At 42.6% G+C, this 24,300-nt stretch carries 21 protein-coding genes; 10 read left to right on the top strand and 11 right to left on the bottom strand.

Going from position 1 to position 24,300, the window contains the following annotated elements; all coding sequences use genetic code 11:
- The first annotated feature begins 13 nt into the window (after nt 1-13).
- The gene (locus tag HUW51_RS18545; RefSeq protein ID WP_185271125.1) at nt 14-1,894 is read left to right on the top strand and encodes an ABC-F family ATP-binding cassette domain-containing protein; all 1,881 of its coding nucleotides are present in this window, start codon (nt 14-16) and stop codon (nt 1,892-1,894) included.
- 140 nt (nt 1,895-2,034) lie between these two features.
- Here the strand turns inward: HUW51_RS18545 and HUW51_RS18540 are convergent, their stop codons facing one another.
- Nucleotides 2,035-2,727: a hypothetical protein gene (locus HUW51_RS18540; RefSeq protein WP_185271124.1), complete on the bottom strand. Its 693-nt coding sequence runs from the start codon at nt 2,725-2,727 to the stop codon at nt 2,035-2,037.
- Between the two features lie 143 nt (nt 2,728-2,870).
- A complete protein-coding gene (locus tag HUW51_RS18535) occupies nt 2,871-3,623 on the bottom strand; it encodes a YebC/PmpR family DNA-binding transcriptional regulator (RefSeq protein ID WP_185271123.1) in 753 nt (250 codons plus the stop codon).
- 329 nt (nt 3,624-3,952) lie between these two features.
- On the opposite strand from HUW51_RS18535, the gene HUW51_RS18530 reads away from it, so the two are divergent.
- The gene (locus tag HUW51_RS18530) at nt 3,953-5,428 is read left to right on the top strand and encodes a DEAD/DEAH box helicase (RefSeq protein WP_394353939.1); all 1,476 of its coding nucleotides are present in this window, start codon (nt 3,953-3,955) and stop codon (nt 5,426-5,428) included.
- 251 nt (nt 5,429-5,679) lie between these two features.
- Here the strand turns inward: HUW51_RS18530 and HUW51_RS18525 are convergent, their stop codons facing one another.
- The 4 genes from HUW51_RS18525 to HUW51_RS18510 all read right to left on the bottom strand — a co-directional run bounded on the left by HUW51_RS18525 (nt 5,680) and on the right by HUW51_RS18510 (nt 10,372).
- Nucleotides 5,680-6,609 (bottom strand): 1,4-dihydroxy-2-naphthoate polyprenyltransferase, encoded by a 930-nt coding sequence (locus HUW51_RS18525; protein WP_185271122.1) that lies wholly within the window; start codon nt 6,607-6,609, stop codon nt 5,680-5,682.
- 13 nt (nt 6,610-6,622) lie between these two features.
- Complete coding sequence (locus tag HUW51_RS18520; protein ID WP_185271121.1) at nt 6,623-7,231, bottom strand: glutathione peroxidase; 609 nt, start codon at nt 7,229-7,231, stop codon at nt 6,623-6,625.
- 194 nt (nt 7,232-7,425) lie between these two features.
- Nucleotides 7,426-9,216 carry an arginine--tRNA ligase gene (argS, locus tag HUW51_RS18515; protein WP_394353962.1) on the bottom strand — a complete coding sequence of 597 codons (1,791 nt, stop codon included), beginning with the start codon at nt 9,214-9,216 and terminating at the stop codon, nt 7,426-7,428.
- Nucleotides 9,217-9,409: 193 nt separating this feature from the next.
- A complete protein-coding gene (locus HUW51_RS18510) occupies nt 9,410-10,372 on the bottom strand; it encodes an arginase (RefSeq protein ID WP_185271119.1) in 963 nt (320 codons plus the stop codon).
- A 78-nt stretch (nt 10,373-10,450) separates the two neighbouring features.
- Here HUW51_RS18510 and HUW51_RS18505 point away from each other — a divergent pair, with 78 nt between their 5' ends.
- Entirely contained in the window at nt 10,451-11,851 is a 1,401-nt protein-coding gene (locus HUW51_RS18505) for a type III PLP-dependent enzyme domain-containing protein (RefSeq protein ID WP_185271118.1), read from the top strand.
- Between the two features lie 289 nt (nt 11,852-12,140).
- On the opposite strand, the gene HUW51_RS18500 is transcribed toward HUW51_RS18505, so the two are convergent.
- Nucleotides 12,141-12,653: a D-glycero-alpha-D-manno-heptose-1,7-bisphosphate 7-phosphatase gene (locus HUW51_RS18500; RefSeq protein WP_185271117.1), complete on the bottom strand. Its 513-nt coding sequence runs from the start codon at nt 12,651-12,653 to the stop codon at nt 12,141-12,143.
- A gap of 128 nt (nt 12,654-12,781) precedes the next feature.
- On the opposite strand from HUW51_RS18500, the gene HUW51_RS18495 reads away from it, so the two are divergent.
- Together HUW51_RS18495 and HUW51_RS18490 are read left to right on the top strand one after the other, a co-directional pair.
- Nucleotides 12,782-13,513, top strand: coding sequence for a polyprenol monophosphomannose synthase (locus HUW51_RS18495; protein ID WP_185271116.1), 732 nt, complete (start codon nt 12,782-12,784; stop codon nt 13,511-13,513).
- Between the two features lie 177 nt (nt 13,514-13,690).
- Complete coding sequence (locus tag HUW51_RS18490; RefSeq protein WP_185271115.1) at nt 13,691-14,659, top strand: TerC family protein; 969 nt, start codon at nt 13,691-13,693, stop codon at nt 14,657-14,659.
- A gap of 117 nt (nt 14,660-14,776) precedes the next feature.
- Here HUW51_RS18490 and HUW51_RS18485 read toward each other — a convergent pair whose 3' ends face one another.
- The 3 genes from HUW51_RS18485 to HUW51_RS18475 form a co-directional block, all read right to left on the bottom strand.
- Nucleotides 14,777-15,997, bottom strand: a complete 1,221-nt coding sequence (locus tag HUW51_RS18485) for a PQQ-dependent sugar dehydrogenase (protein WP_185271114.1) — start codon at nt 15,995-15,997, stop codon at nt 14,777-14,779.
- A gap of 446 nt (nt 15,998-16,443) precedes the next feature.
- The gene (locus HUW51_RS18480; protein WP_185271113.1) at nt 16,444-16,854 is read right to left on the bottom strand and encodes a hypothetical protein; all 411 of its coding nucleotides are present in this window, start codon (nt 16,852-16,854) and stop codon (nt 16,444-16,446) included.
- A 184-nt stretch (nt 16,855-17,038) separates the two neighbouring features.
- Nucleotides 17,039-17,851: an alpha/beta hydrolase gene (locus HUW51_RS18475; RefSeq protein WP_185271112.1), complete on the bottom strand. Its 813-nt coding sequence runs from the start codon at nt 17,849-17,851 to the stop codon at nt 17,039-17,041.
- A gap of 159 nt (nt 17,852-18,010) precedes the next feature.
- Here HUW51_RS18475 and HUW51_RS18470 point away from each other — a divergent pair, with 159 nt between their 5' ends.
- The 5 genes from HUW51_RS18470 to HUW51_RS18450 all read left to right on the top strand — a co-directional run bounded on the left by HUW51_RS18470 (nt 18,011) and on the right by HUW51_RS18450 (nt 23,369).
- The gene (locus tag HUW51_RS18470) at nt 18,011-18,715 is read left to right on the top strand and encodes an esterase family protein (protein WP_185271111.1); all 705 of its coding nucleotides are present in this window, start codon (nt 18,011-18,013) and stop codon (nt 18,713-18,715) included.
- Nucleotides 18,716-18,732: 17 nt separating this feature from the next.
- Nucleotides 18,733-19,749 (top strand): ATP-grasp domain-containing protein, encoded by a 1,017-nt coding sequence (locus HUW51_RS18465; protein WP_228466722.1) that lies wholly within the window; start codon nt 18,733-18,735, stop codon nt 19,747-19,749.
- A gap of 263 nt (nt 19,750-20,012) precedes the next feature.
- Entirely contained in the window at nt 20,013-21,116 is a 1,104-nt protein-coding gene (locus HUW51_RS18460; RefSeq protein ID WP_185271110.1) for a carboxylate-amine ligase, read from the top strand.
- A 241-nt stretch (nt 21,117-21,357) separates the two neighbouring features.
- On the top strand, nt 21,358-22,185 hold the full coding sequence (locus tag HUW51_RS18455) for a type 1 glutamine amidotransferase (RefSeq protein WP_317175610.1): 828 nt from the start codon (nt 21,358-21,360) through the stop codon (nt 22,183-22,185).
- Nucleotides 22,182-23,369: a hypothetical protein gene (locus tag HUW51_RS18450; protein ID WP_185271109.1), complete on the top strand. Its 1,188-nt coding sequence runs from the start codon at nt 22,182-22,184 to the stop codon at nt 23,367-23,369. Before HUW51_RS18455 ends, HUW51_RS18450 begins: the two co-directional genes overlap by 4 nt.
- Before the next feature lie 35 nt (nt 23,370-23,404).
- Here the strand turns inward: HUW51_RS18450 and HUW51_RS18445 are convergent, their stop codons facing one another.
- Nucleotides 23,405-24,247, bottom strand: coding sequence for a phosphatase PAP2 family protein (locus tag HUW51_RS18445; protein ID WP_185271108.1), 843 nt, complete (start codon nt 24,245-24,247; stop codon nt 23,405-23,407).
- Between the last annotated feature and the right edge of the window lie 53 nt (nt 24,248-24,300).

Here is a 24,300-nt window from a genome sequence, read left to right as displayed (position 1 = left end):
CTACCTTTGCAGTATGAATTACTTATCTGCCGAAAATATATCGAAAACGTTCGCTGACCGCTGGCTCTTCCGGGATTTAAATTTTGGAATCAGCAAAGGGCAGCGTATGGCGCTGGTAGGCGTAAACGGGTCCGGGAAAACTACTTTGTTAAACGTACTGGCCGGCAAACTAGCTCCTGATTCCGGTTCTGTGAGCATCCGTAAAGAAATTAAGGTGGGCTACCTGGGTCAGCAACCCGAGTTTAACGAGGCCATGACCGTGCAACAAACCTTGTTTTCGGGCCAGAATGAAATTATTGAAACCATAAGCCAGTACGAACGGATTTTACTTCAGGAAAACGCCAATCCGGACGAACTGCAACGCTTAATGGAGCGCATGGAAGAACTGAACGCCTGGGACTACGAAACCAAGGTAAAACAGATTTTAAGTAAATTTGGCATTAACGACCTCGAAAAAGAAATCCGCCATTTATCAGGTGGCCAGAAAAAACGGGTAGCCATGGCCCGGGTACTTATTGAAGAACCCGATTTGCTGATTATGGACGAACCTACTAACCACCTGGATTTAGATACCATTGAGTGGCTCGAAAATGTGCTATCGTCGCCGCAGCAAACCATACTGATGGTAACTCACGACCGGTATTTTCTGGATAAAGTAGCTAACGAAATTGTGGAGCTGGACCAAGGCAAAGTTTACTCTTACAAAGGCAACTACGCGTACTTTATTGAGAAAAAAGCTGAGCGGGAATTGCAGCAAGACCTGGAAATTGAAAAAGCCCGCAATTTAATGCGCAAAGAATTAGATTGGATGCGCCGGCAACCCAAAGCCCGGGGCACCAAATCTAAATCGCGCATTGATGCTTTTTACGACCTGAAAGAAAAAGCCAGCAGCAAAGTAAACCAGGCTCAACTGGAGTTATCGGTAAAAACAACCCGGCAAGGCGGAAAAATTATTGAGGTTGAAAAGATTTCTAAATCATTTGGTGCCAAAAAGATAGTTGATAATTTTTCCTACGTTTTTAAGAAAAAAGACCGCATCGGCATCATTGGCGAGAATGGCGCAGGTAAATCCACGTTCCTGAATATGCTAACCGGCAAATTAAAACCCGATTCGGGCGAAGTAGACCCAGGGCAAACGACGGTGGTGGGCTATTACACCCAAGACGAACTCACGTTTAAAGAAGACCAACGGGTAATTGATATTGTAAAAGAAATTGCTGAAGTGGTAGAAATGGCCAACGGCGAGGTAATTACCGCGTCGCAGTTTTTGCAGCACTTTATGTTTCCACCGGCGCAGCAATACACGTTGGTAGGTAAATTAAGCGGGGGCGAAAAGCGCCGCTTGCAATTACTCCGGGTGCTAATCAAAAATCCGAATTTTTTAATTTTGGATGAGCCTACCAACGATCTGGATATTATCACGCTTAATATTCTGGAGGACTTTTTACTGCAATTTGGCGGCTGTTTGTTAATTGTATCGCACGACCGCTATTTCATGGACCAATTGGTAGAGCATTTGTTTGTGTTTGAAGGAGAAGGCATAATCCGCAATTTTCCGGGTAATTACTCCGATTACCGCGAGTGGCAAGCCGAAAACGAAAAAGAAGCGGCTAAGCCAAGTACCAAACCAGCCACTCCCCCTCCTACTGCTACCCCGGAGCCAGCAACGAGCGCAAAACGAAAAGCGAGTTACAGCGAAAAACGAGAGTATGAGCAATTAGAAAATGAAATTGCCACTTTAGAAACGGAGAAAGAAGCCATTATTATCCGCATGAACAGCGGCATCGCCGATCATAAGCAACTTGCCGAAGACGCAGCCCGTCTGAAGCAAATAGACCAACTACTCGATCAAAAATCAGAGCGATGGCTGGAACTGGCCGATATAATGGATTAACGATTTAATGGACTAAAACTAAAAGGCCCGCCGGATAATACCGTGGGCCTTTTAAATGCAAATTGTATTTAACATAATAAATACAACAAAGTACTATTTTTTAAATTTTTTATTCTTGGAAAAGCGGCACCAGCCCAAACTTAATACAAGCCTTGAAAGTTGTTATTGTTGCTTTCGTAGCTAAAACTAAAACCCAACTTCTGGCCGCGGCTTACTTGCTGGTTTTCCATTTTTTGTTTCACCGAAATCTTTTTGATATCATCGATGGCTGGGGCTATTAAATCGTTATTAACCGAAGCCACCATCGCACTTTCGATAAATAAACGTAGCGCTTTATCATCAATTACATTTTTAGAAATATCCGAGTATTCCAGATCAAGCTCGCTAACCCCCTCCAGGTAATAATGGTTTTCTACGTTAATCAGGATGCGGGCCAGCAAGTACCCAGGATCGTTCATGCGGTTGTATTTAATAGAATCGGCCATAAAATTATATGCCATGATGTGCCCAAAAAACCGGCGGCGGAAATCTTCTTCCACGTAGGGGTTACTCATTAGTTCATGATCTTCCGGAAAAGTTATAACATTGGAATGCATCACAAAAATGAGCAGATCGCCGGAAAACTTAATTTGAAATTCAAATTCGTTAATGTTGCGGTATTCAATTACTACATTAGAGTCTACTTCCGTGATTTTTTGACTTAAAATATCCACAATCTCGGCCGCTGCTACCCGTAATTTTTCAAATACTACCTGCGTGTTCCGGTAAATTGTTTGTTTGGTGATTGATTTTTGTTTAAGCCCTTCAAATATTACTTCGAGTTTGTCTTCCATATTCCATGCATTTAGCTATTGCTTTATTCGTGCAATAGCACGTAATCTTATTTAAGTTTTTCGAGTAAATGATTCGGTAATTATTTACTCGTTTATTATTTCAAAATTTCAGCCAAACTTTGCAAGCTGGTATTTTTTACTGGTTACATTTCTAAATTGGCCATCTGCTCCTGGTTTAATTCCAAATTGTGATATACTTTTTGCACATCGTCGTCGTCTTCGAGTACATCAATCAATTTAAGCACTTTTTTGGCGGCTTCATCGTCCAGGGCAACAGTGGTTTTGGGTAGGCGCTGCAGTTCAGCGGTTTCTACTTCCAGATGCAGGCTTTCTACCATTTTTTGCAAAGCGCCAAAATCTTCCATGGCGCAATAGATGGTAATATATTCTTCTTCAAAAATTACTTCTTCGGCTCCGGCATCAATCATTTCAAAAGTAAATTCTTCTTCATCCAAAGGAGGTTGGGTTTGTTTCACCACAAAAACCCCTTTCCGGTCGAACAGAAAATCCAAAGAACCGTTGGTACCCAAAGCCCCACCATTTTTACTAAATGCCGACCGCACACTGGCTACCGTGCGGTTTAAATTATCGGTTAAACACTCTACATAAACGGCCACGCCGTGGTTGGCGTATCCTTCGTACGTAATTTCGGTGTAGTGGGCATCATCCGCGCCCGAACCTTTTTTAATGGCCCGCTCCATGTTTTCTTTGGGCATGTTGGCAGCTTTTGCACTTTGGATTGCTAAACGCAAACGCGGATTACCATCCGGATCGGGGCCGCTCTCGCGTACCGCCACCGATATTTCTTTAATAATTTTAGTAAATATTTTGGAGCGTTTGGCATCAAGGGCTCCTTTCTTCCGCTTAATCGTTGACCATTTACTGTGTCCTGACATGTGCCGTTTTAATCGTTATGAGTTATTTATTAGTTGTTTGCTGTTTAAGTGGTTGTTGCCGGTATAGGTGTATACGCTGTAAAACAGATTTTTAAAAATTCGCGTTTTCTACTAACTTATATTTGATAAATAAACGTTGATTTACTGCCAAATTATTTAATAATCTTAGTAATGTAAAGTTCTGGTTAAAAGCTCTTCGTTAATCCCTATTTTGTATATTAATTTCACAACCCTAAGCTGTTACTTTAGTTATAATCCTAAATTTAAGCCGTTAAAGCTATTTAATTTAGTATCTTTACTTTTTACGTATTAGCATTTACTTTATTATAATGGATATTCAACCCGATGATCAACCTGTTTTGGAACAAGATTTTCATTCTTTCCAATTACACGATGACCTCTTAGCCGGTATCGATGCCATGAACTTCCGGAAGCCGACACCTATTCAGCAGGCGGCTATTCCGGTAATTCTGGAGCAACACGATTTAATTGCCTGCGCCCAAACCGGTACCGGTAAAACCGCCGCTTACGTATTGCCGCTGCTGGATAAAATATCGCACGCTGGCCACAATCATACCAGCACATTAATTTTAGTGCCCACCCGCGAACTGGCTAAGCAGATTGACGACCAGATTGCCGGTTTTGCATATTTTGTTTCGGCTACTTCCATTGCTATTTACGGCGGCAACAAAGGCGAAAGCTGGGACCAGCAAAAAAATGCTATAACCAGCGGGGCCGATATTATTATTGCCACGCCCGGCCGCTTAATTGCGCATATGAACATGGGTTACGTAAAGTTTGACCAACTGGATTACCTGGTTCTGGACGAAGCCGATAAAATGCTGGACATGGGTTTTATGCCCGATTTACTCCGGATAGTAAGTGAGTTACCGGTTAAACGGCAAACTTTAATGTTTTCAGCCACTATGCCCCCGAAAATACGGGAGCTGGCCCGCAAAATTTTGAAAAATCCGAAGGAAATAAACCTGGCGATTTCTAAACCCGCTGAAGGCATTGACCAGCGCATGTACCTGACTTATGACAAGCAAAAACCAAAATTACTTGAGCATTTGCTGAAAGATTTAACGGTACAAAGCATGATTATATTTACGTCCCGGAAATCGGCAGTAAATGAAATTGTGCGGATTTTACAAAAGATGGGCCACAAAGCCGAAGGCATTACCTCCGACCGCACTCAGGACGAACGCGAAGCTACTTTGCAAGGCTTCCGGAACAAGCAATTTCAAATTTTGGTGGCCACGGATATCATGTCCCGGGGCATTGATATTGATAATATCAGCCATATTTTAAATTACGATGTGCCCCAGGATGCCGAAGATTACATTCACCGGATTGGCCGGACGGCGCGGGCTTCCACCACTGGTACTGCCATAACTTTTATTAACGAGAAAGACCAAATCCGGGTTAAGCGTATTGAACGTTTAATTGAACGGGAATTACCTAAGCTGGAAAACCCAGAAGAAATTGGCCCGGGCCCCGCATTCGAACCCAGCAAACACCGGGACACGGACCGTGCTAAACCCCGGAATAAATCCCGCAAAAAACCCGGTCAAAAATCAACTGCGCCGGATGCAAAATTGACAGAACCAGTGGTCCCCAAAGAAAGAAGACCCAAATCGAACAAACCCAAACCTTCGCGGCCTAAGCCAGTGGCTGAAAACCAACAGGACCGACCAAAAGAATTGTATAAGCCCAAACCGCGGTTTAATAAAAAACGCAGCAATAAATCCACCGGCGAAACCCCAGCATCAGAAGCTACTCCTGCCGTACAAAGCGAAGAGTAATTGAAGTCCAAAAAAATTTAAAAATCCTTGGCTAACCTGTATTTAAATGATTGGGTTAACCAAGGATTTTTAATTTTTATAATTTCTAAGAATTTTAAGTTTAGGTATCGCTTATACCTAATACTATATACAAGCTATCCTGAATTTTGCTTGTTGGTAAGGAAAGTTCTTTGGAGCCGGTTACCGTCTCCAAAGAACAACAGCAAAGCTAGTATAGCAGCAACTACTTCTAACTATTAGATTTAACTAGTTCACAAAATTTGCCCGATGCCAAATAGCAAAACAAAAAGCATGGTGCTTAAAGCCATTTGTTTTAAATAAGGGTCAAGCTGGGCGGGTTGTTGCAGGCGGTATACGTGGGTACCGATTCTAAAAAAAAGCGGTAAGGTAATTAAAAACAAAAATTGCCCCGGCGAATGGTAGTTTAAACCCACGTATATAATTCCGGAAAGTAAACCGGCGGCTAACAAAAACCAATGATACACCCGGGCACGCTGCGGCCCTAATCTTACAGGTATCGAGCGTTTACCAGCCAGTTCATCCGACCGGATATCGCGGATGTTGTTTATGTTGAGCACTCCCGTGGAAAAAAAACCCAGGCTGGCCGCTGGCCAAAACATATCGGCGGTTAACACGCCGGTTTGCAAAAAATACGTACCTAAGACCCCGACTAAACCAAAAAACACAAACACGGCAATATCGCCTAAGCCCGCGTAGCCGTAAGGTTTACTGCCCGCCGTATACGATACTGCCGCCCAGATGCACACCAGGCCCAAAGCCAGAAAAGTAAAAAAAAGGTAAATGCCGTGCGTGCCCAGCGCCAAAAACAAAAGCAGCACTCCGGATACTAAACTTAAAAAAGCCGTCAGGTAAATAGCCTTTTTCATTTCGGTGGCGTTAATATGCCCCGCTTGCACCGCGCGGGAAGGACCTTCGCGGTGCAGGCTATCCGCCCCGTGCTGCGAGTCGCCGTAATCGTTGGCCAGGTTAGATAAAACCTGCAGAAGTACGGTAGTAAGGGCGCATAAAAACACAATCGTAAAGTTAAATTTACCTTGCGATGCGGCCAGAAAACTTCCCATGCCGATACTGGCCAAAGCTAAAGGCAACGTACGGAGCCGAAAGGCCGAAACCCAGGCCTTTACTTTACCAGGCGACTGAATGGAAGAAGATGAAGCCAATTTTTAAAATTTTTTATTTTTGAATAGCCGCGATTATTTCTTCGCTCATAGGCGCTACTTTCGATGAGAAAAACTGCACTACTTTGCCGTCTTCGTTAATTAAATATTTGCAGAAGTTCCAGGTAGGTGCCTCGTCGGTTATGCCGTTTAAAGATTTGCTGGATAAGTACTTGTACAAAGGATGCTGTTCCGGGCCAGTTACTGCAATTTTTTCTACTACCGGAAAAGTAACGCCATAGTTCTTTTCGCAAAATGCCGCAATTTCCTGATTAGAGCCGGGTTCCTGACCGCCAAAATCGTTAGCCGGGAAACCAATTACCACTACCTTGGTGCCGTACTGGTCGTAAAGTTGCTGCAGTTCTTTATACTGCGGCGTAAAACCACACTCCGAGGCCACGTTTACCAGCAGCATTTTGCGGCCTTTAAACTCGTTCAGGTTAATTTCTGAACCATCCAGAGTTTTAAATCTAAAATCATAAACCGAAGGTTTGTTTCCTTCTACGTGTTCTGTTGTTGTTTCCATAACGGTTGTTTCGGGTGGAGTAGATTGTTCTTTGGCCTTAGTAGACTGCTGACAAGCAAATGGCAGCCATAATAACAGAAGTATACCCAGGTATTTCATATTTGTTTAACCATTTTACCGGTAATTTGCTTTTTAGGAGCGCGTAAAAATGTAAATTTTTAAAAATTTAGCATGTACGGCAGTCAGCAGACTGCCGCCCTTTGTTCACGTACACCAGTAATGCTTCGCTGAATACTTGCGCCAGTAACAAGAATCTAAGTCTAGTATCTAACGTCTAGTGTCAAATCTCTAACCTACATGCGCTCCGGTACTTCAATGCCTAATAGCAGCATGGCCCGTTTAATGGTTTGAGCCACCATTCTGGATAAAGTAACCCGAAAGCTTAAGGCCGCCGGATCGGTTTCCTGAAAAATAGAAACTTCGGTATAAAAGCGGTTATAGGTTTTGGCTAACTCATAAGCGTACTGCCCTATTACCGATGGAGCATATAAATTGGCAGCTTCCTGCACCACATTCGGGAAGGCGGCCAATTGGGTAATTACCTCCCGTTCTGTTTCGTGAAAAGATTTTACACCGGCATAAGCTTGTAAATCAGTCGGAATATTTAACTCGGCGGCTTTACGCAAAATAGCCGCAATGCGGGCGTGGGTATACTGGATAAAAGGCCCCGTATTACCAATAAAGCTGATCGATTCTTCTGGGTTAAACAGCATGCGCTTTTTTGGATCAACTTTTAGCAGAAAATACTTGAGCGCTCCCATGGCTAATGTATGATACAAGTGCTGCGCTTCGGCTTCGGTAAATCCTTCAATCTTGCCTAGTTCGTCGGTTTGTTTGTGGGCCGTTTCTATCATCTCGGCTACCAGTTCATCGGCATCCACCACCGTTCCTTCCCGCGATTTCATTTTGCCCGAAGGCAAATCTACCATGCCGTATGATAAATGATAAATGCCGCCGGCATAAGGCTTGCCTAATTTTTTAAGAATAGCCTGCAACACCTGCATGTGGTAATTCTGCTCATCGGCAATCACGTAAATGGATGAATCGTAGTTAAAATCCTGGTACTTTAACTCGGCAGTGCCTAAATCCTGGGTAATGTACACCGAAGTTCCATCGGCCCGCAGCACTAATTTCTCATCTAAACCTTCGTCGGCTAAGTTTACCCACACCGAACCGTCCGGTTTTTTAAAAAATACTTCTTTGGCTAAACCTTCTTCTACCGTTGATTTACCGAGTAAATACGTTTGTGATTCGTAGTAAAATTTATCAAAGTCTACGCCGATGTTTTTGTAAGTTTCATCAAAACCCGCGTACACCCAGCCGTTCATTTGCTGCCAGAGTTGGATGGTGGCGGCATCGCCTTGCTCCCAGCGCTGCAACATTTCCTGCGCTTGCCGCATTAAGGGGGCTTCTTTTTTAGCTTTATCTACCTCCATGCCACTCGATACCAGTTCGTCAATCTCTGATTTATACGCTTTATCGAAGAGCACGTAATATTTACCCGCCAGATGGTCGCCTTTAATGCCGGCACTTTCGGGGGTTTCGTTGTGCCCGAATAATTGGTACGCCAGCATGGATTTGCAGATGTGAATGCCCCGGTCGTTTACCAGATTTACTTTTACTACCTCGTGGCCGTTGGCTTTTAAAATTTCGGCTACGGAGTACCCTAAAAAGTTATTGCGTAAATGCCCCAGGTGCAAAGGTTTGTTGGTGTTGGGCGAAGAATACTCTACTACTACTTTGCTTTTCTTAGTTTTAGCGTAACCAAAATCCGGATCGTTGGCTAATTGCTGGAACACGTTGGCCCAAATTGCATCATCTATTTCCAGGTTTAAAAAACCTTTCACCACGTTGTAGCTGTAAACCTCACCGGTATTTTCTTTCAGGTATTTGCCTAACTCTACTCCTATCAGGTCGGGGGTTTTGCCGATGGTTTTGGTATATGGGAAAGTTACAAAAGTAAAAGTACCGGCAAATTCTTTGCGGGTGGGCTGCAAGGCAATGGCCGTTGGTTCTACGGTAATGGAATATAAATTCAGAAGGGCTTCGCTGATACTTTGGGCAATAGCTTGTTGTAATTCAATCATACAGGAGTACTAAAGTTTAGTTTTGGGCAAATAAAACAAACGTTAAAATTATTTTACCCGGTTATATTTCTTTAAATGCTACCGGAGCATGCGTTTTTTAGTGTTTTAAGCCGGTAGCGCTGTTTAATTATTGTTATTACTATTTTTTAAATTTTATAGAACCAAGATCTAAATAGTCGAATTTAAAAAATTAGCCTGTCCGGCTTAAAATAGCTTCGGTGGCAAGTTCCAGAATACGAAAGGCATTTTTGGCCATGGTATTTTTAATATCCAGCATGGGGTTAATTTCTACCATTTCAAAACAACATACTTTAGGACTGAGGCATAAAGTATAACATAGCTCCTGAGCCTGGGTAACCGACAAACCAATAGCTACCGGCGTACCCGTTCCCCGCGAAAATTTTGGATCTAAGCTATCCACGTCGAAAGATACGTAAATGATATCGCAATCTTTTAAACGCTCCAGCACCTCCTGCCCTACTTGTTGCGGGCCTTTTTCGTTAAACTCTGCGTATTTGTAGTTTTTAATCCCGTGTTGCTGCATTAACGTATTTTCCGGTTCTTCGGTAGAGCGCACCATTACGTACACTAAGTGTTCGTGTTTTAACTTGGGGCCTTCGCCGCCCACCCTTTTCAGCACGTTCCAGAAAAACAAGGTTTCGAGGTCTGGGTTATTTACCTGGCAGCAGAGGTTGTCTTCGTTTAAAGCAATTCCTAAAGGCATGCCGTGCACATTACCTGATGGCGTGGTAAATGGCGAATGGCAATCGGCGTGCGCATCAATCCAAACCACCCCCAGGGTTTTATCGCGGTTAGCGGCTTTAATGCCCGCAATAGTTCCGGCGGCATTTGAGTGGTCGCCGGCCAGCACCAACGGAAACATACCTTGCACCATGGTTTGCTGCACCGTAGAGGCAATGCTTTTTTGCACAGTTAAAATAGAATCGATGTATTTGGCAAACGGAAATAAATTGCGGTCGAAAAGTACGTAATTTAAATTAGCAACTTCCGTAGAAATGAAACGCTTAAAGTAATCTGATTGTTTATTCAGGCAGGCCACTTTCAGCGCATCAATGCCCATGCTCGCTCCCCGCGTGCCGGCTCCGAGTTCTGAACGTACCTCAATAAGTTTTATGTTTTTATTAGTTAACATAACAATAACACAACAATCTTTTGCAAAGATGGTAAAATACAAACAATTTTACATCGCCCGCAGAGAGTTAAACCTAGCATGGATAAATACATCGATTTAATAAACCAAACTTTTGATTTTCCCACCGAAGAATTTCACGTAGAAGATGATCAAATGATTTTTAACGGCATTCCGCTGCTCGAAATCATTAAAGAATACGGTACTCCGCTTAAGCTTACTTATTTACCCAAAATCAGTTCCCAGATTCAGAAGGCCAAAAAGCTGTTCCGCGAATCAATGGAAAAGCTGAATTACCAAGGTACTTATACGTATTGCTACTGCACCAAGTCGTCGCACTTTTCTTTTGTGCTGGAAGAAGGGTTAAAAAACGACATTCACATCGAAACTTCGTCCTCGTACGATATTCCGATTATCCGGGCTTTGTACGAAAAGGGAAAATTAACCAAAGACCGTTACGTGATTTGCAACGGCTTTAAACGCGAACTATACAAAAGCTACATCGCCGAGTTAATTAACGACGGGTTTTACAATGTTACCCCTATTCTGGATAACCTTTCGGAAATTGATTATTACAAAGAGCACGTAACCGAAAAATGCCGCCTGGGTATTCGGGTAGCTTCCGACGAAGAACCAAAATTTGAATTTTATACCTCACGTTTGGGCATCCGGTACAACGATGTGGTAGATCTTTATTTAAATAAAATTAAAGACGATCCAAAATTCGAATTAAAAATGCTGCATTATTTTATAAACAGCGGCATTAAAGACACCTCGTATTACTGGTCAGAATTAAGCCGGTTCGTGCATAAGTATTGCGAACTGAAGAAAGTTTGCCCGGAACTGGACAGCATTGATATTGGCGGCGGTTTCCCGATTAAAACGTCCATTCAATCAGAATACAACTACCGCTACATGGTAGAAGAAATTCTGCGTACTATCCAGCGTATTTGCCAGGCCGAAGGCGTGCCGGAACCGAATATTTTTACTGAGTTTGGTATTTTTACCGTTGGTGAGAGCGGCGCCAATATTTATTCCATTCTGGATTTAAAATTACAGAACGACAAAGAATTGTGGTACATGATTGATGGCTCGTTTATTACCAACTTGCCAGATTCATGGGCTTTGAGCCAGCGGTATATTTTATTGGCTATTAACCATTTAAATAAAGGTTACCGGCGGGTGCAAATTGGCGGCTTAACCTGCGACAGCCAGGATTATTATAATTCCGAGACGCACTCGTTCCAGGTGTTTTTACCCACTATAACTTCCGAGGAGAAAGAACCGTTATACATTGGATTCTTCCATACCGGCGCTTACCAGGAGTCGTTGAGTGGTTACGGGGGCATTAAACACTGTTTAATACCGGCCCCGCGCCATGTTATCATCGATCGCGACGAGAACGGCCACCTGAAAACTAAAATGTTTGCAGATGAGCAGGATAGCGATTCGATGTTAAAAATATTAGGCTATAAACAATAGAAAAAAAAGTTGTTCGTTTATTTTATAATACCAGTAATATTTATGTATTTTTGCATTATATAAAGATACTAAAAATCATATATGAAAAAGTTACTTGTTGTTGGCGCCGTTTGCTTAGTAGGGTTAAGCTCGTGCAGATCTGTGCCTTGTCCGGCTTACACTAAAAAGGATGCCGTTAAAAGCCCCGCTTCCCAAATGGTAAAGGCTAATACCACGATTGAAAAAAATAGAATTTAATCGTTTTCATGCTTTTTCAGATAAATAAAAAAACCGGCCAGAGCCGGTTTTTTTATTTATGGCTTAAGATCAACTGAGTAGCATCCCATAAATTAGTACGCTGTTGAAGGTACGTTTCCGGCGGGTGCGGCCCCACTAAAATTCCTTTTACGTGTACTTTCCCAGCCGCTTGCATGTCACGTAACTGGTCGCCCACCATCCACGATTTGGACGGATCAATGTTAAATTTAGCGATGGCTTTTTCCAGCATTAACGAACCGGGTTTGCGCGCCAACGAAGCCGATACCGCCGGATGGGAAGGCGCGTAGTAAATGGCATCGATGATATCCCGGCAATTTTGCTGGAGCTTTTGGTGGCAGGCTTGCATTTGCGCCCGGGTAAATAATTCTTTGGCCAAACCGCCCTGGTTGGTTACTACAATTAACAAAAATCCATTTTCTTTTAATAAAGCTAAGGCTTCCGGTACTTTTTCTTCCAGAATAAAATCTTCGGGCAAATACGTATAGTCGCCGCGTTCTACGTTTAATACGCCATCGCGGTCTAAAAAAACAGCTTTTTGTTTCATCCTAATTTAAGCTCCTACGGTGGATCCAGACAGAATTTTAAAAATTTAAAAATTTCAAGTTAAGGCGGCAAATATATTCAAATCGGAGAAATCTTGTTTCCTGGGGTTTTTACTATCTTTGTCAGGTCATGAAAAATTCGCTTGTTATTATTCCTACTTACAACGAAAAAGAAAATATTGAAGATATTATCCGCAGTGTACTTTCGCTTACCCCACCTTTCCACGTTTTAATTATAGATGATAACTCGCCGGATGGCACCGCCACCATTGTTAAAAGCCTGCAAATAGAATTTCGTGACCGTCTTTTTTTAGAGCAGCGCCTGGGTAAATTAGGCTTAGGTACGGCCTACATTCATGGTTTTAAATACGCTTTGGCCAACGGCTACGACTATATTTTTGAAATGGATGCCGATTTTTCGCACAATCCCAACGATTTGCCGCGCTTGTACGATGCCTGCCATCGCGAAGGCTACGACCTGGCCATTGGCAGCCGGTATATACAAGGGGTAAACGTGGTAAACTGGCCCATGAACCGGGTACTGATGAGTTATTTTGCCAGCGCTTACGTGCGTTTAGTAACTGGCATGCCCATCCAGGATGCTACGGCTGGTTTTAAATGCTACCGCCGCAAAGTACTCGAAACCATCAACCTTGACGAAATCCGGTTTATTGGCTACGCCTTCCAGATTGAGATGAAGTTTTTAACGTACAAGTTTGGCTTTAAAATAAAAGAAGTACCCATCATTTTTACCGACCGCACCAAAGGCATTTCTAAAATCAGCAAAGGCATTATAAAAGAAGCTTTTTACGGCGTGCTTAAAATGAAGATTAATAGCTACTTCCGGTACTTTAACCGCTAATGCCGGATAATTCTTTGCGCCTGATGTATGCTTTGTGCCTGATTAGCCTTAAATTTCATTTTTAATTGAGTAATTCCCGTTAAATGTAAATGGTTACTCTGGTATTAATTTTTTGTTAAGCTGCTAAAAACCAGGCACAAGCCGGTATTAACAGCTAAAATTTACGTATTAAAATCAATGGATCACAATAATATATATTTTTGGATACTGTTCAACGCCTTTATTTTATTACTACTGGGCCTGGACTTATTTGTATTCCACCGGAAGTCGCACGAAGTAAAAATTAAAGAAGCGCTGGGCTGGAGTGCCTTTTGGGTTGCTTTAAGTTTATCGTTTAATGCGTTAATTTATTTCTGGATGGGCCCCACGCCCGCCTTAGAATTTTTAACCGCCTACCTCATCGAAAAATCACTCAGCGTCGATAACTTGTTTGTGTTTATCATGATTTTTTCTTATTTCAAGATTCCCATCCAGTTTCAGCACAAAGTTTTGTTTTGGGGTATTTTGGGGGCCTTGGTTTTGCGGGCCACTTTTATTGTGGTGGGCGTAGCCTTACTGGCTAAGTTTCATTTTATTATGTATATCCTGGGCGCTTTCCTGATATTTACCGGAATTAAAATGGCTACCACCGAGCAAGAAGAAATAGACCCGAAAGCTAACCCGGTAGTTAAATTTATCAGCCGTTATATTCCGGTTACCAACATGCTGGTGGGCGATAAGTTTTTTGTTAAATACGATAAAACCTGGTTTATAACGCCTTTGTTTTTGGTGCTGGTAATGGTAGAAACCACCGATGTGGTTTTCGCCGCCGATTCTATTCCGGCTATTCTGGCGGTTTCGCGCGATTCGTTTATCGTGTATACGTCAAATGTGTTTGCCTTATTGGGTTTACGCGCCTTGTACTTTGCCCTGGCGGGCATTATGAAGTTATTCCACTACCTGCATTATGGTTTATCTTTAATTCTGGTATTTATCGGGGCCAAATTATTGCTCTCGGATATTTATAAAATAGACATGGTTTACGCCTTAATTGTAGTGGCGGTAATTTTAGGAGGCTCGGTAATTATATCTATTTTGTTACCGAAAAAAGAAACCGATGAACCCGAAATAGTTATCAAAGAATCGGAAAAACCCCAGCAGGAATAATTATTTAAAATTTCTAAAAATAATAAACTTACTCCTTCTAATAACAGAGTAGTAAAAAGAAAGCTCGCCGATGCAACATGGGCGAGCTTTCTTTTTAGATATTTTTAAAAACTGATGTTATGGCTGATAATCAATCCGGTAAATAACGCCATTTGTATCGTCTGATAACAGCAACGAACCATCGGGGTGCACCGCTAAACCTACCGGCCGGGCAAAATGCGCTTTATTCTTATTCACCAAAAAGCCTGTTAAAAAATCATCAAAACGAGTGGGCTGGCCATTTTCAAAGTGCAGCCGCACTACGCTGTATCCTACCGGCGAACTGCGGTTCCAGGAGCCGCGCATAGCAATAAAGGCATCGTTCTGGTACTCCGCCGGAAACTTAGTGCCAGTATAGTATACCATTTGTAACGGAGCCGCGTGGGCCTGGTACGTTAAGGTAGGTAGAGTAGTTTTTTGTAAATATTGCTGGTAAGTTGTATCGCCTTCGGGCCGGTCGCCGGGGTTATACTTGCCCTCGCCGTAAATATAGGGCCAGCCGTAGTCGGCGCCTTGTTTAATCTGATTTAGTTCTTCTTTTTGGTCGTTGTCGCCTAACCAATCAATGCCGTGGTCCATGCCCCATAAAACCCCGGTTTGCGGGTGCCAGCCAAAGCCAATGGTATTGCGCAACCCTTTGGCGTAAATTACACGGTTGGTACCATCGGGATTGGCTTGCAAAATGGTGGCATTTTCTTTATTGGGTTCCGGACATGAGTTACAGGTACTGCCTACGGTTATGTATAATTTGTCATCCGGGCCAAAAGCAATGGTACGGTTAGGGTGCTGGCCGGCATCGGGTAAATCGTTCAATAACATTTGGGGTGGGCCCAGCGTACCATCCGGGTTTATATCGGCCCGGTACAATTCCCGCACCGCCACCAAGTACATTTGGTTGCCCCGAATGGCTAAACCGTGTACTTGTTTAATGTTGGCTACCGTATTTTTGCTATCGCTGGCGCCATCGCCATTGGTATCTTGCAGTAAAGTAACCGTGCCAGCATCCCGGTCAGAAGCGTACACGTGCCCGGCGGGGCTTACCACCAACATACGGGGTTTGCCCAGATTTTCGGCAAACTTGTTAACCTTAAAACCCGCGGGTACTTTTAGCTGCTGCACATTTTCATCGGTGGCCGGTACTAAGGCCGGTTTAAAAACGTAGCCGTTTATTTGGGTAGTAGTAGGGTCTTTATCGGTTTCCGGAATCATGGCATCCCAGAAACTATCGTCGTCGCTACAGCTCCACACTAATCCGGTAAAAGTAAAAAATACAACAAATAGTTTAATCCAGTTTTTCATAGTTTCATTTTATAACCAGCACAATCACAGTCAGCAGCAAACACATTCCAGCGAGTCCGTTTTTTTTAAATAATTATCATTCTTAACGGAAGTAGGTAGAGATAGTTAATTAAATAACTACCTAAATTTTAGGAACAAGGCGCTTTTTGCCGCAGCAGTTGCAATACGGGTTAGTTTTAAAATGAAAAGGATTAACGGGAGCTCCGGATAAGAATTAATTAGACTACCACTTAGCCCGAAAATTAATTTTTAACCTCACGGATTAAACCGCTTAAAAAAGGAATTTGACTGATGCATGCAGCCAACAGATCCAATATCTGGTAAATACTGGTTAAACAGGATTTAAAAAGAGCCGCAACCCAAATAACTATCTGCTTCCGTTGGCTAAGCCTTTTTAAAAAGAAAATTAAAAAAAAGAAAATTTTTAAAATTTAGCTCGGCAGCTATTATTTTTCATTTAGCCAGGCCAACGCTTTTTGGTAATCGGTAAAGTTTTTAACCTGGAATTTGGTTACGCCTAAAGCATCGGCGCGGGTTACTACCGACTCTAAAGCAATTTTAGAAAAAACGTTTTCAGGTAAAATGCGCGCAAGCTTGGCTAATTTTGTGGTAGAAAGAAGCTGGTAAAAACTGGTGGACATCCACTCCTTGGCTTCGCTGGATAAAGTAGTTAAAGTTTGTGCATTGGCAACGGCGTATTCAATACCTGTGTCCCGTAAAACCTGGTAAAGCGCAGTGCCGCCCGAAACTATTTCGGCTTTATCCGATGCCCGTAGCCAAGTAGCCTGTAATAAATTTGCTGTTAAATCAACTTCAATCCGGTAAAAATTAGAGGCATACCTCACTTCGAAAGGCATATAACGAGTACGTTTTACTTTTGGATGTATGTAATTGTTTGTTCAATAGAATGCGGCACAAAAAATTTTTAAAAATTTAAAATTTAATCGTGCCCTCTTTTTAAAGTTAACTTACTACTAATTAATGTTTAAAAGCAGAATTTAAAATAAGCTATTACATGCTTAAGTAATTAAAATTCAAGCCTTAATTCCGGAAAGCCCAGCATAAAAACTCCGGCATAATTTTACCCCAAGTAGTAATATCATGGCGCCCGCCCAGCAGCTCTACGTACCGTACTTCTGTGTTCCGTTCGTAGCCTTTCCGGTATAGTTCTGCAATCAGGCTGGTGGTATCGTCAATGGAATCGATAATGCCGTTTTGGTTGCGGTCTGATTTTTCGTCTTGGGTGCCGGCCTGAAACCAAAATTTTAAATTTGGCTTATCGTTTGTCTGCCGGATTACCTGGTGCGCAATGCGGTGTTTATCGGGGTTCTTGGGCGTATACTCTTTGCTGCGCCACCAAAACGAACCGGAAAAAGCCCCTACTCTGGAGAATATAGTTGATTCGTGCCAGGCAATATCCAGGGCCGATAAAGCACCTAGCGAAAAGCCCGCAATCGTATAACTGCTAAATGCTGCCCGGCTCGTGTGGGAATGAATAAAAGGCAATAATTCCTGAACAATAAACTGCCGGTAATGATGCGCTTCGCTGCCGCGTTCTTTAAAATCGGGTTGGCCCGATACGCCGTATTCCTGCAGGCGGTTACCGGCTTTAATGCCCACGGTAAGTACCGATTGTATATTTTTATGCTGTAAGGTCCGGGTTAAGATCCGGTCGTACTGCATGGTAACTAAATCTTGCCCGTCGTTTAATAAAAGTAAATGCAAAGGCCCGGTAGCGCTCAGGTATTCGGGTTGGTAAATAACCCCGGAAACTTCCCGGTTTAAAATTTGCGACGCAATGGTCCATTCTTCCACACAAATGCGCACTTCAGCTTCGGCGTAATCAAAAAACATGGTATAATTCAGGCAATTTCTAAAAAGTCAAAATTAACCAAATTAAGTTTAATAAGTATAATGGAATTGTACTTTATCCTTTATTACCGAATAACTTAAATCTTTCCTATTCCTTTATCAGAAAAATACTTTTGTCAATAAAAAGTATATATTTAAGCTATGACCGAGCAGTATCATAAATGGTATTCGCAGCAACTTAACGCCGAAATCGAAATGCTGGTTTTTGGGCACCAGGGTTACCCGGTAATCTTGTTCCCTACGTCCAAAGGCCGTTATTACGAAAACAAAGATTTTAAATTAATTGATAGTGCTGCCTGGTTTATAGAGCAAGGACTGGTAAAAATTTATTGCATCGATTCGGTGGATGCGCTTAGCTGGTATAACAAAGCAGTGCACCCGGCCGAAAGGGTACAAAACCACCTGCGCTACGATCAAATGTTGTACCACGAATTGATGCCCTGGGCTTTGCACGAAACCGGTAAAGAAAAAGTATGCGTGGCCGGCTGTAGCTTTGGCGGTTACCACGCCGCTAATTTTGCTTTTAAACACCCCGATAAAGCCAGCCACCTGTTTAGTATGAGCGGCGCTTTTGATATCCGGGAACAACTGGATGGCTTTTACAACGATGATGTGTATTATAACAATCCGGTAGATTTTGTTTCGAACAGTGCAGATCCGGCCATTTGGCAATTAAAAATAATTCTGGGTACCTCGGAGTACGACATTTGTAAAGACGCGAACTTGAATTTGAGCAGCATTCTGTCCCGCAAAAATATTCCGCATTGGCTGGATGTCCGGCCCAATGCCGTGCACGATTGGCCGGTATGGCGCGACATGTTCCCGCATTACTTATCCACTTTGTAAAAATTTAAAAATCTATTATGAAAAAAATCGGAATTCTTTTTGGTCAGGAAAACACCTTTCCGCAAGCTTTCGTGGACCGGATTAATAAAAAAGGGGTGAGAAATATAACGGCCGACTTTGTGTTGATAGATAAAGTAATTCAGGGAGAAGCCTCGGGCTACGACGTAATCGTGGACCGGATTTCGCAGGATGTGCCTTTTTACCGCGCCATGCTAAAAAATGCGGCCATGTCGGGCACGGCAGTAATTAATAACCCCTTTTGGTGGAGCGCCGACGAAAAATTTTTTAATAATGCCTTAGCCGTAAAAATTGGCGTACCGGTACCCAAAACCGTATTGTTGCCTTCGCGCGATATGCCCGATAATACCAACGGCAATTCGTTCCGGAACCTGGAATATCCTTTAGATTGGGACGGCATTTTTAAATACGTGGGCTTTCCGGCTTACATGAAACCGTTTGACGGGGGCGGCTGGCGCGATGTGTACAAACTGCACAGTCCCGAAGATTTTTTTGATAAGTTTAATCAAACGCGGCAACTCGTAATGATGCTGCAGGAAGAAATAATTTTTGAAGATTATTTCCGGTGTTACTGCGTGGGCGGCCAACACGTGCGCATTATGCAGTACGAACCCCGCAATCCGCACCATTTACGTTACGAACACGGCAAAGCGCCGGCGGCCAAAAAAATCTTAAAACAAGTAAAAGAATACGTTATTAAGCTTAACCAGTATTTGGGTTACGATTTGAACACCGTAGAATTTGCCATCCGCGACGGCATTCCGTATGCCATTGACTTTTGCAACCCTGCTCCCGATGCCGATTTAAACAGTGTAGGCGAAGAGAATTTTGAGTGGATTGTAGAAACCATAGCTTCTTACGCCATTAACCGGGCCAAAGCGCACAAACCGGGCCTCGATAACTTAACCTGGGGACAATTTGTAAAATCCGGCGCCTCCAAAACCGATTTAATACCAAATGCGGTTGCGCCGCAGGTTCCGGCCCAAAGCAGCCTAAAACCCCAAGTTAGTTCCTAAGGTGTCCTGGGTTTATTCGCTGCCTTTATAACTTACTTATAATTAAATTCCGGAATCCGCGGGCGGCATATCAAAATTCAGTATGCACCGAAATAAAGAGCAACCAGAAGAGCAATTTTTTAAATTTCTTAATTTCTAAGAATCTATCAACTACTTATTACTACCGTTGGTTGACTTTACAGAATAGCAGCACCTTACCTATCAGTCAAATAAATCGGGATTAATAGCTTCATACGAGCCAAAACTTATACATAACCAAACTCATGAATAAATTCACCTTAGGCGTAGAAGAAGAGTTTATGGTAATTGATCCCGTTTCGCGGGAGTTAATATCGCACGAACAAAAAATTGTAGAAGCCGCACAGCGGGTGCACGAAGACCAGGTAAAAGCCGAAATGCACCAGGCCGTGGTAGAAGTAGGCACCAGCATCTGCCAGAACACCGCCGAAGCCCGCACCGAGGTTACCAAATTACGAAGAACGGTAGCTACTTTGGCCGGCGAATTAGGCTTTCGGATTGGCGCAGCCGGTACCCACCCTTTTTCGCATTGGCAGCACCAACTCATAACCGACCACCCGCGCTACGCCGAAATTGTGGATGAATTGCAGGAAGCCGCCCGATCAAATTTAATTTTTGGTTTACACGTGCACGTCGGTTTTCAATCGCGCGAAATGGCCATTCATATTGCTAACCAGGTTCGGTACTTTTTACCGCACATCTACGCGCTTTCTACTAACTCGCCGTTTTGGGAAGGCCGCAATACGGGTTATAAATCGTTTCGTACCAAAGTATTTGATAAGTTTCCGCGCACGGGCATTCCGGATTATTTTCTAAGCATAGAAGAATACGATAACTACATTAAGCTGCTGGTTAAAACCAATTGTATCGATAACGCCAAGAAGATCTGGTGGGACGTACGGGTGCACCCCTTTTTTGAAACAATCGAATTCCGGATTTGCGATTGCCCCATGCTGGTAGACGAAACCATGGCTTTTACAGCGCTTTTTCAGGCGCTTTGTGCCAAGCTGTATAAATTGCGCCAGCAAAACATGAAGTTTATTACCTACAACCGGGCTTTAATTAATGAAAATAAATGGCGGGCCGCCCGCTACGGCATTGATGGCAAACTGATTGATTTTGGCAAAGAAACCGAAGTAAATACCCGTTCCTTAATTATGGAATTACTCGATTTTGTAGACGATGTAGTAGACGAACTGGGTAGCCGCGACGATATTAATTACATTACCAAAATACTGGAACATGGTACCGGTGCCGACCGCCAACTACAAGTTTATCAGAAGAACCAGAACTTTGTTGATGTGGTAGATTACATCACTTCGCAAACCTTAAAAGGCGTTGATATTTAACTTATTATTTAAGTGAATAATTTTCTTAAGAATTTAAGTTATCAGAAATTTGTAATTTTGCCCCTGCATGTAAGCGGCAATAATTTTTAAAAAAATCGTTTAAAGCTAATAAGTAACAGAACCGCATCCAGTTTTCCGTTTAAAGCCCGGCTTATTGCCCACATTTGTCTTGTACTAACTGCATATAATCGCTGGATGTTAGGTTCTCTTGCATCGTTTTATTTTATATTTCAATAACATAGTGTCAGTAAAAGTTGCCATTTTAGATCTGAATGCGGGGCATCCTAACCAAGGCTTGCGTTGCATACAAGATATTTTAGTACGATATAGCCAGAAAAACCAAATTGCCTTAGATTTTGAAATTTTTGAGGTTCGGGTTAAAAATGAAATTCCGGATTCTGACTTTGATATTTACATTTCAAGTGGCGGCCCCGGCAGCCCTTTAGAAAGTGTTGGTACCGAATGGGAGAATAATTACTTCGGCCTGATTAACGAATTGGAAGCTATTAACAACAACCCGGACCGCTTGGATAAAAAGTATGTGTTCTTTATTTGCCATTCTTTCCAGTTAATTTGCCGCCATTACCAGTTGGGTACCCTTTCGAAAAGAAAATCTACTTCGTTTGGCATATTTCCAATTCCCCGCACTTTGGCGGGCAAAACCGAAGAACTTTTTAGAGGTTTAGATGAGCCTTTTTACGCCGTTGATTCCCGGGATTGGCAAGTAGTTGAACCCGACGAAAAGCAGTTTATAACGATGGGCGCTAAAATTCTGGCTTTAGAGAAAGAACGGCCCCACGTAAACTTAGAACGCTGCATAATGGCTATCCGGTTTAATGCGTATTTCTTTGGGACACAGTTTCACCCGGAGGCCGACCCGGTTGGCATGAAAAAGCTTTTGCTGGAAGAAGAAAAGAAAAACCAGATTATTCAGGTGCATGGCGCTGATAAATACGCCGACATGTTGCAGTTTTTAGATGATCCTAAAAAGCTGGAACGTACCCAGAACCAAATAATACCCGCTTTTATAAATCAGGCCATACAAGCACTTCAGGAAACTTACTCATGATTAAAGATACCCGTTCGGCCTACAACGCGGCTTTTACCGAAGTAGCTTACCAACAGCTATTAGCGGATTTAAACCATAACTTGGAGAAAAAAATCGAATTCCGGGTTGCCGAAACACCCGTATTTTTAACGCCCGAATTCAAAAACAAGCTAATAAAAGCGGGCGATGATTTAGTTAGTACCATAAAAAAAGAAAATTTTAAAAAATTAACCGAAAATGCCATCCCCGAAAATTGGCGGGTAGCCCACGAAAACAGTCATCCGCATTTTTTAACTTTTGATTTTGCTGTTACCCGCGATAACACCGGTGCGCTTACCCCGAAGTTAATTGAATTACAAGGCTTTCCCTCGCTGTATGGTTTTCAAGCAAAGTTAGCCCAGGCATACCAAAACAATTTTCCGGTGAGTCGAGGATTTACCCCTTTTTTTAACCACTTAGACCAGGAAAGTTACATTGCCTTGCTCCGGCAAACCATTATTGGCAACAGCTTGCCCGAGGAAGTAATTTTACTCGACATTGATGCCTTTGAACAAAAAACTGCCGTTGATTTTTTTATAACCGCCGAGTATTTGGGCATTGCCGTGGTTGCTTTACACGAATTACAGCAAAAAGATAATATCTTTTATTACTTCCGGAACGGGAAACAACACCAGGTAAAAAAGATTTACAACCGATTAATCTTTGATGAAGTACCAAATCAAAAAGCAGCATTTTTAAAAATTCCGGATTTACTAACTACCAAAGCTATTGATTGGGTAACGCACCCCAACTGGTTTTACCGGATCAGTAAATACACCATGCCTTTTTTAGAAAGCGAGTTTGTACCGGCCACCCATTTTTTATCGGAGCTAAAAACGATTCCGGATAATCTGGACAACTACGTATTAAAACCGCTATTTTCTTTTGCCGGGCAGGGCGTTATTATTGATGTTACAGAACAAGATATTCAGGCGATTGCGGACCCGGAAAACTGGATTTTGCAGGAAAAGGTAACCTACGAACCCGTGATCGAAACCCCGGATGGACCGGTTAAATGCGAAATCAGGCTGATGTACTTGTGGCCCGACCAAGACACAGAACCAACCTTAGCTATTTCGCTGGCCCGTTTAAGCCGCGGCAAAATGATAGGCGTGCGCTACAACAAAGATTTTAGTTGGGTAGGCGGTAGCGTTTGTCTTATTTAAAATTTCAAAATTTTAAAAATTTGATTTTGTCGTAATTACTGGTAAGCCAATACAGCTTGCTTTTTCGGCCTTTTTACGGGCAACAAACTTTTACCGGTTAATTGATTTAAATCCACGGTAACGCTAACGCCGGGCACGCCATACAGGTAAGTAGGCGCATACACAATGGTAGGTTTACGGCCCCAACGGTTGCGGTGCGACAAATAAGCTAAATGCGACGACAATATACCAATACCGGCCCCGGCAAATACATCCGATTGCCAATGTTTGTTGTTTAACATCCGTAAGGCTCCCACTCCAGTAGCAATGGTATAAGCGCCAATACCAAACCACGGGCTGCGGTGCCGCAATTCCGAATGAATAATAGAGGCCGCTAAAAACGCGTGGGCCGTATGCCCCGACGGAAACGAATAAGAATTTTCGCCGTTGGGTCGTTCTTGCTTGGTTAAACTCTTTAATCCAAAAACCGCTACAGCGTTAATTGCTTCGGCTTTTAAAATTAAAATACCGGTATTTAAATAATCATGGTTTCCTTCAAATTGTAAGACGTAAGCCAAGGCCAATTCCGCAAATGGTGCAAAAATTAAATAATCATCTACGTTGGTTTTAAAATTAGGAAAATGTCGCTGTAAATCGCGCTTGGCATCGTAGCTGCTGTAAATACCATGATCCTTAATAGTGCTTACGCCATAGCCAATTAAAATAGCCGGTACAATGGTAGCCCGAAAACCTTTAGATTTAAAAAAAGAAGCTTTGGTGGGAACAGCAGTAGTATCCTGGTATTTTCTTAAGGTGTCGGTATCCTGCGCCTGTAATTCGGGGCTTAAAAAACTAAGAAATAGTGAAACAGTTATCCATACACGAGTAACAGACTTCATAAACCTTTTTAATAAAAATAAGAATTTAACCTTAGTGTAGTATCATTCGCAAT

The sequence above is a fragment of the Adhaeribacter swui genome (assembly GCF_014217805.1).
Lineage (GTDB): Bacteria > Bacteroidota > Bacteroidia > Cytophagales > Hymenobacteraceae > Adhaeribacter > Adhaeribacter swui.
Note: the sequence above shows the minus strand (reverse complement) of the source record. Positions and strands in the feature narration are given on the sequence as shown.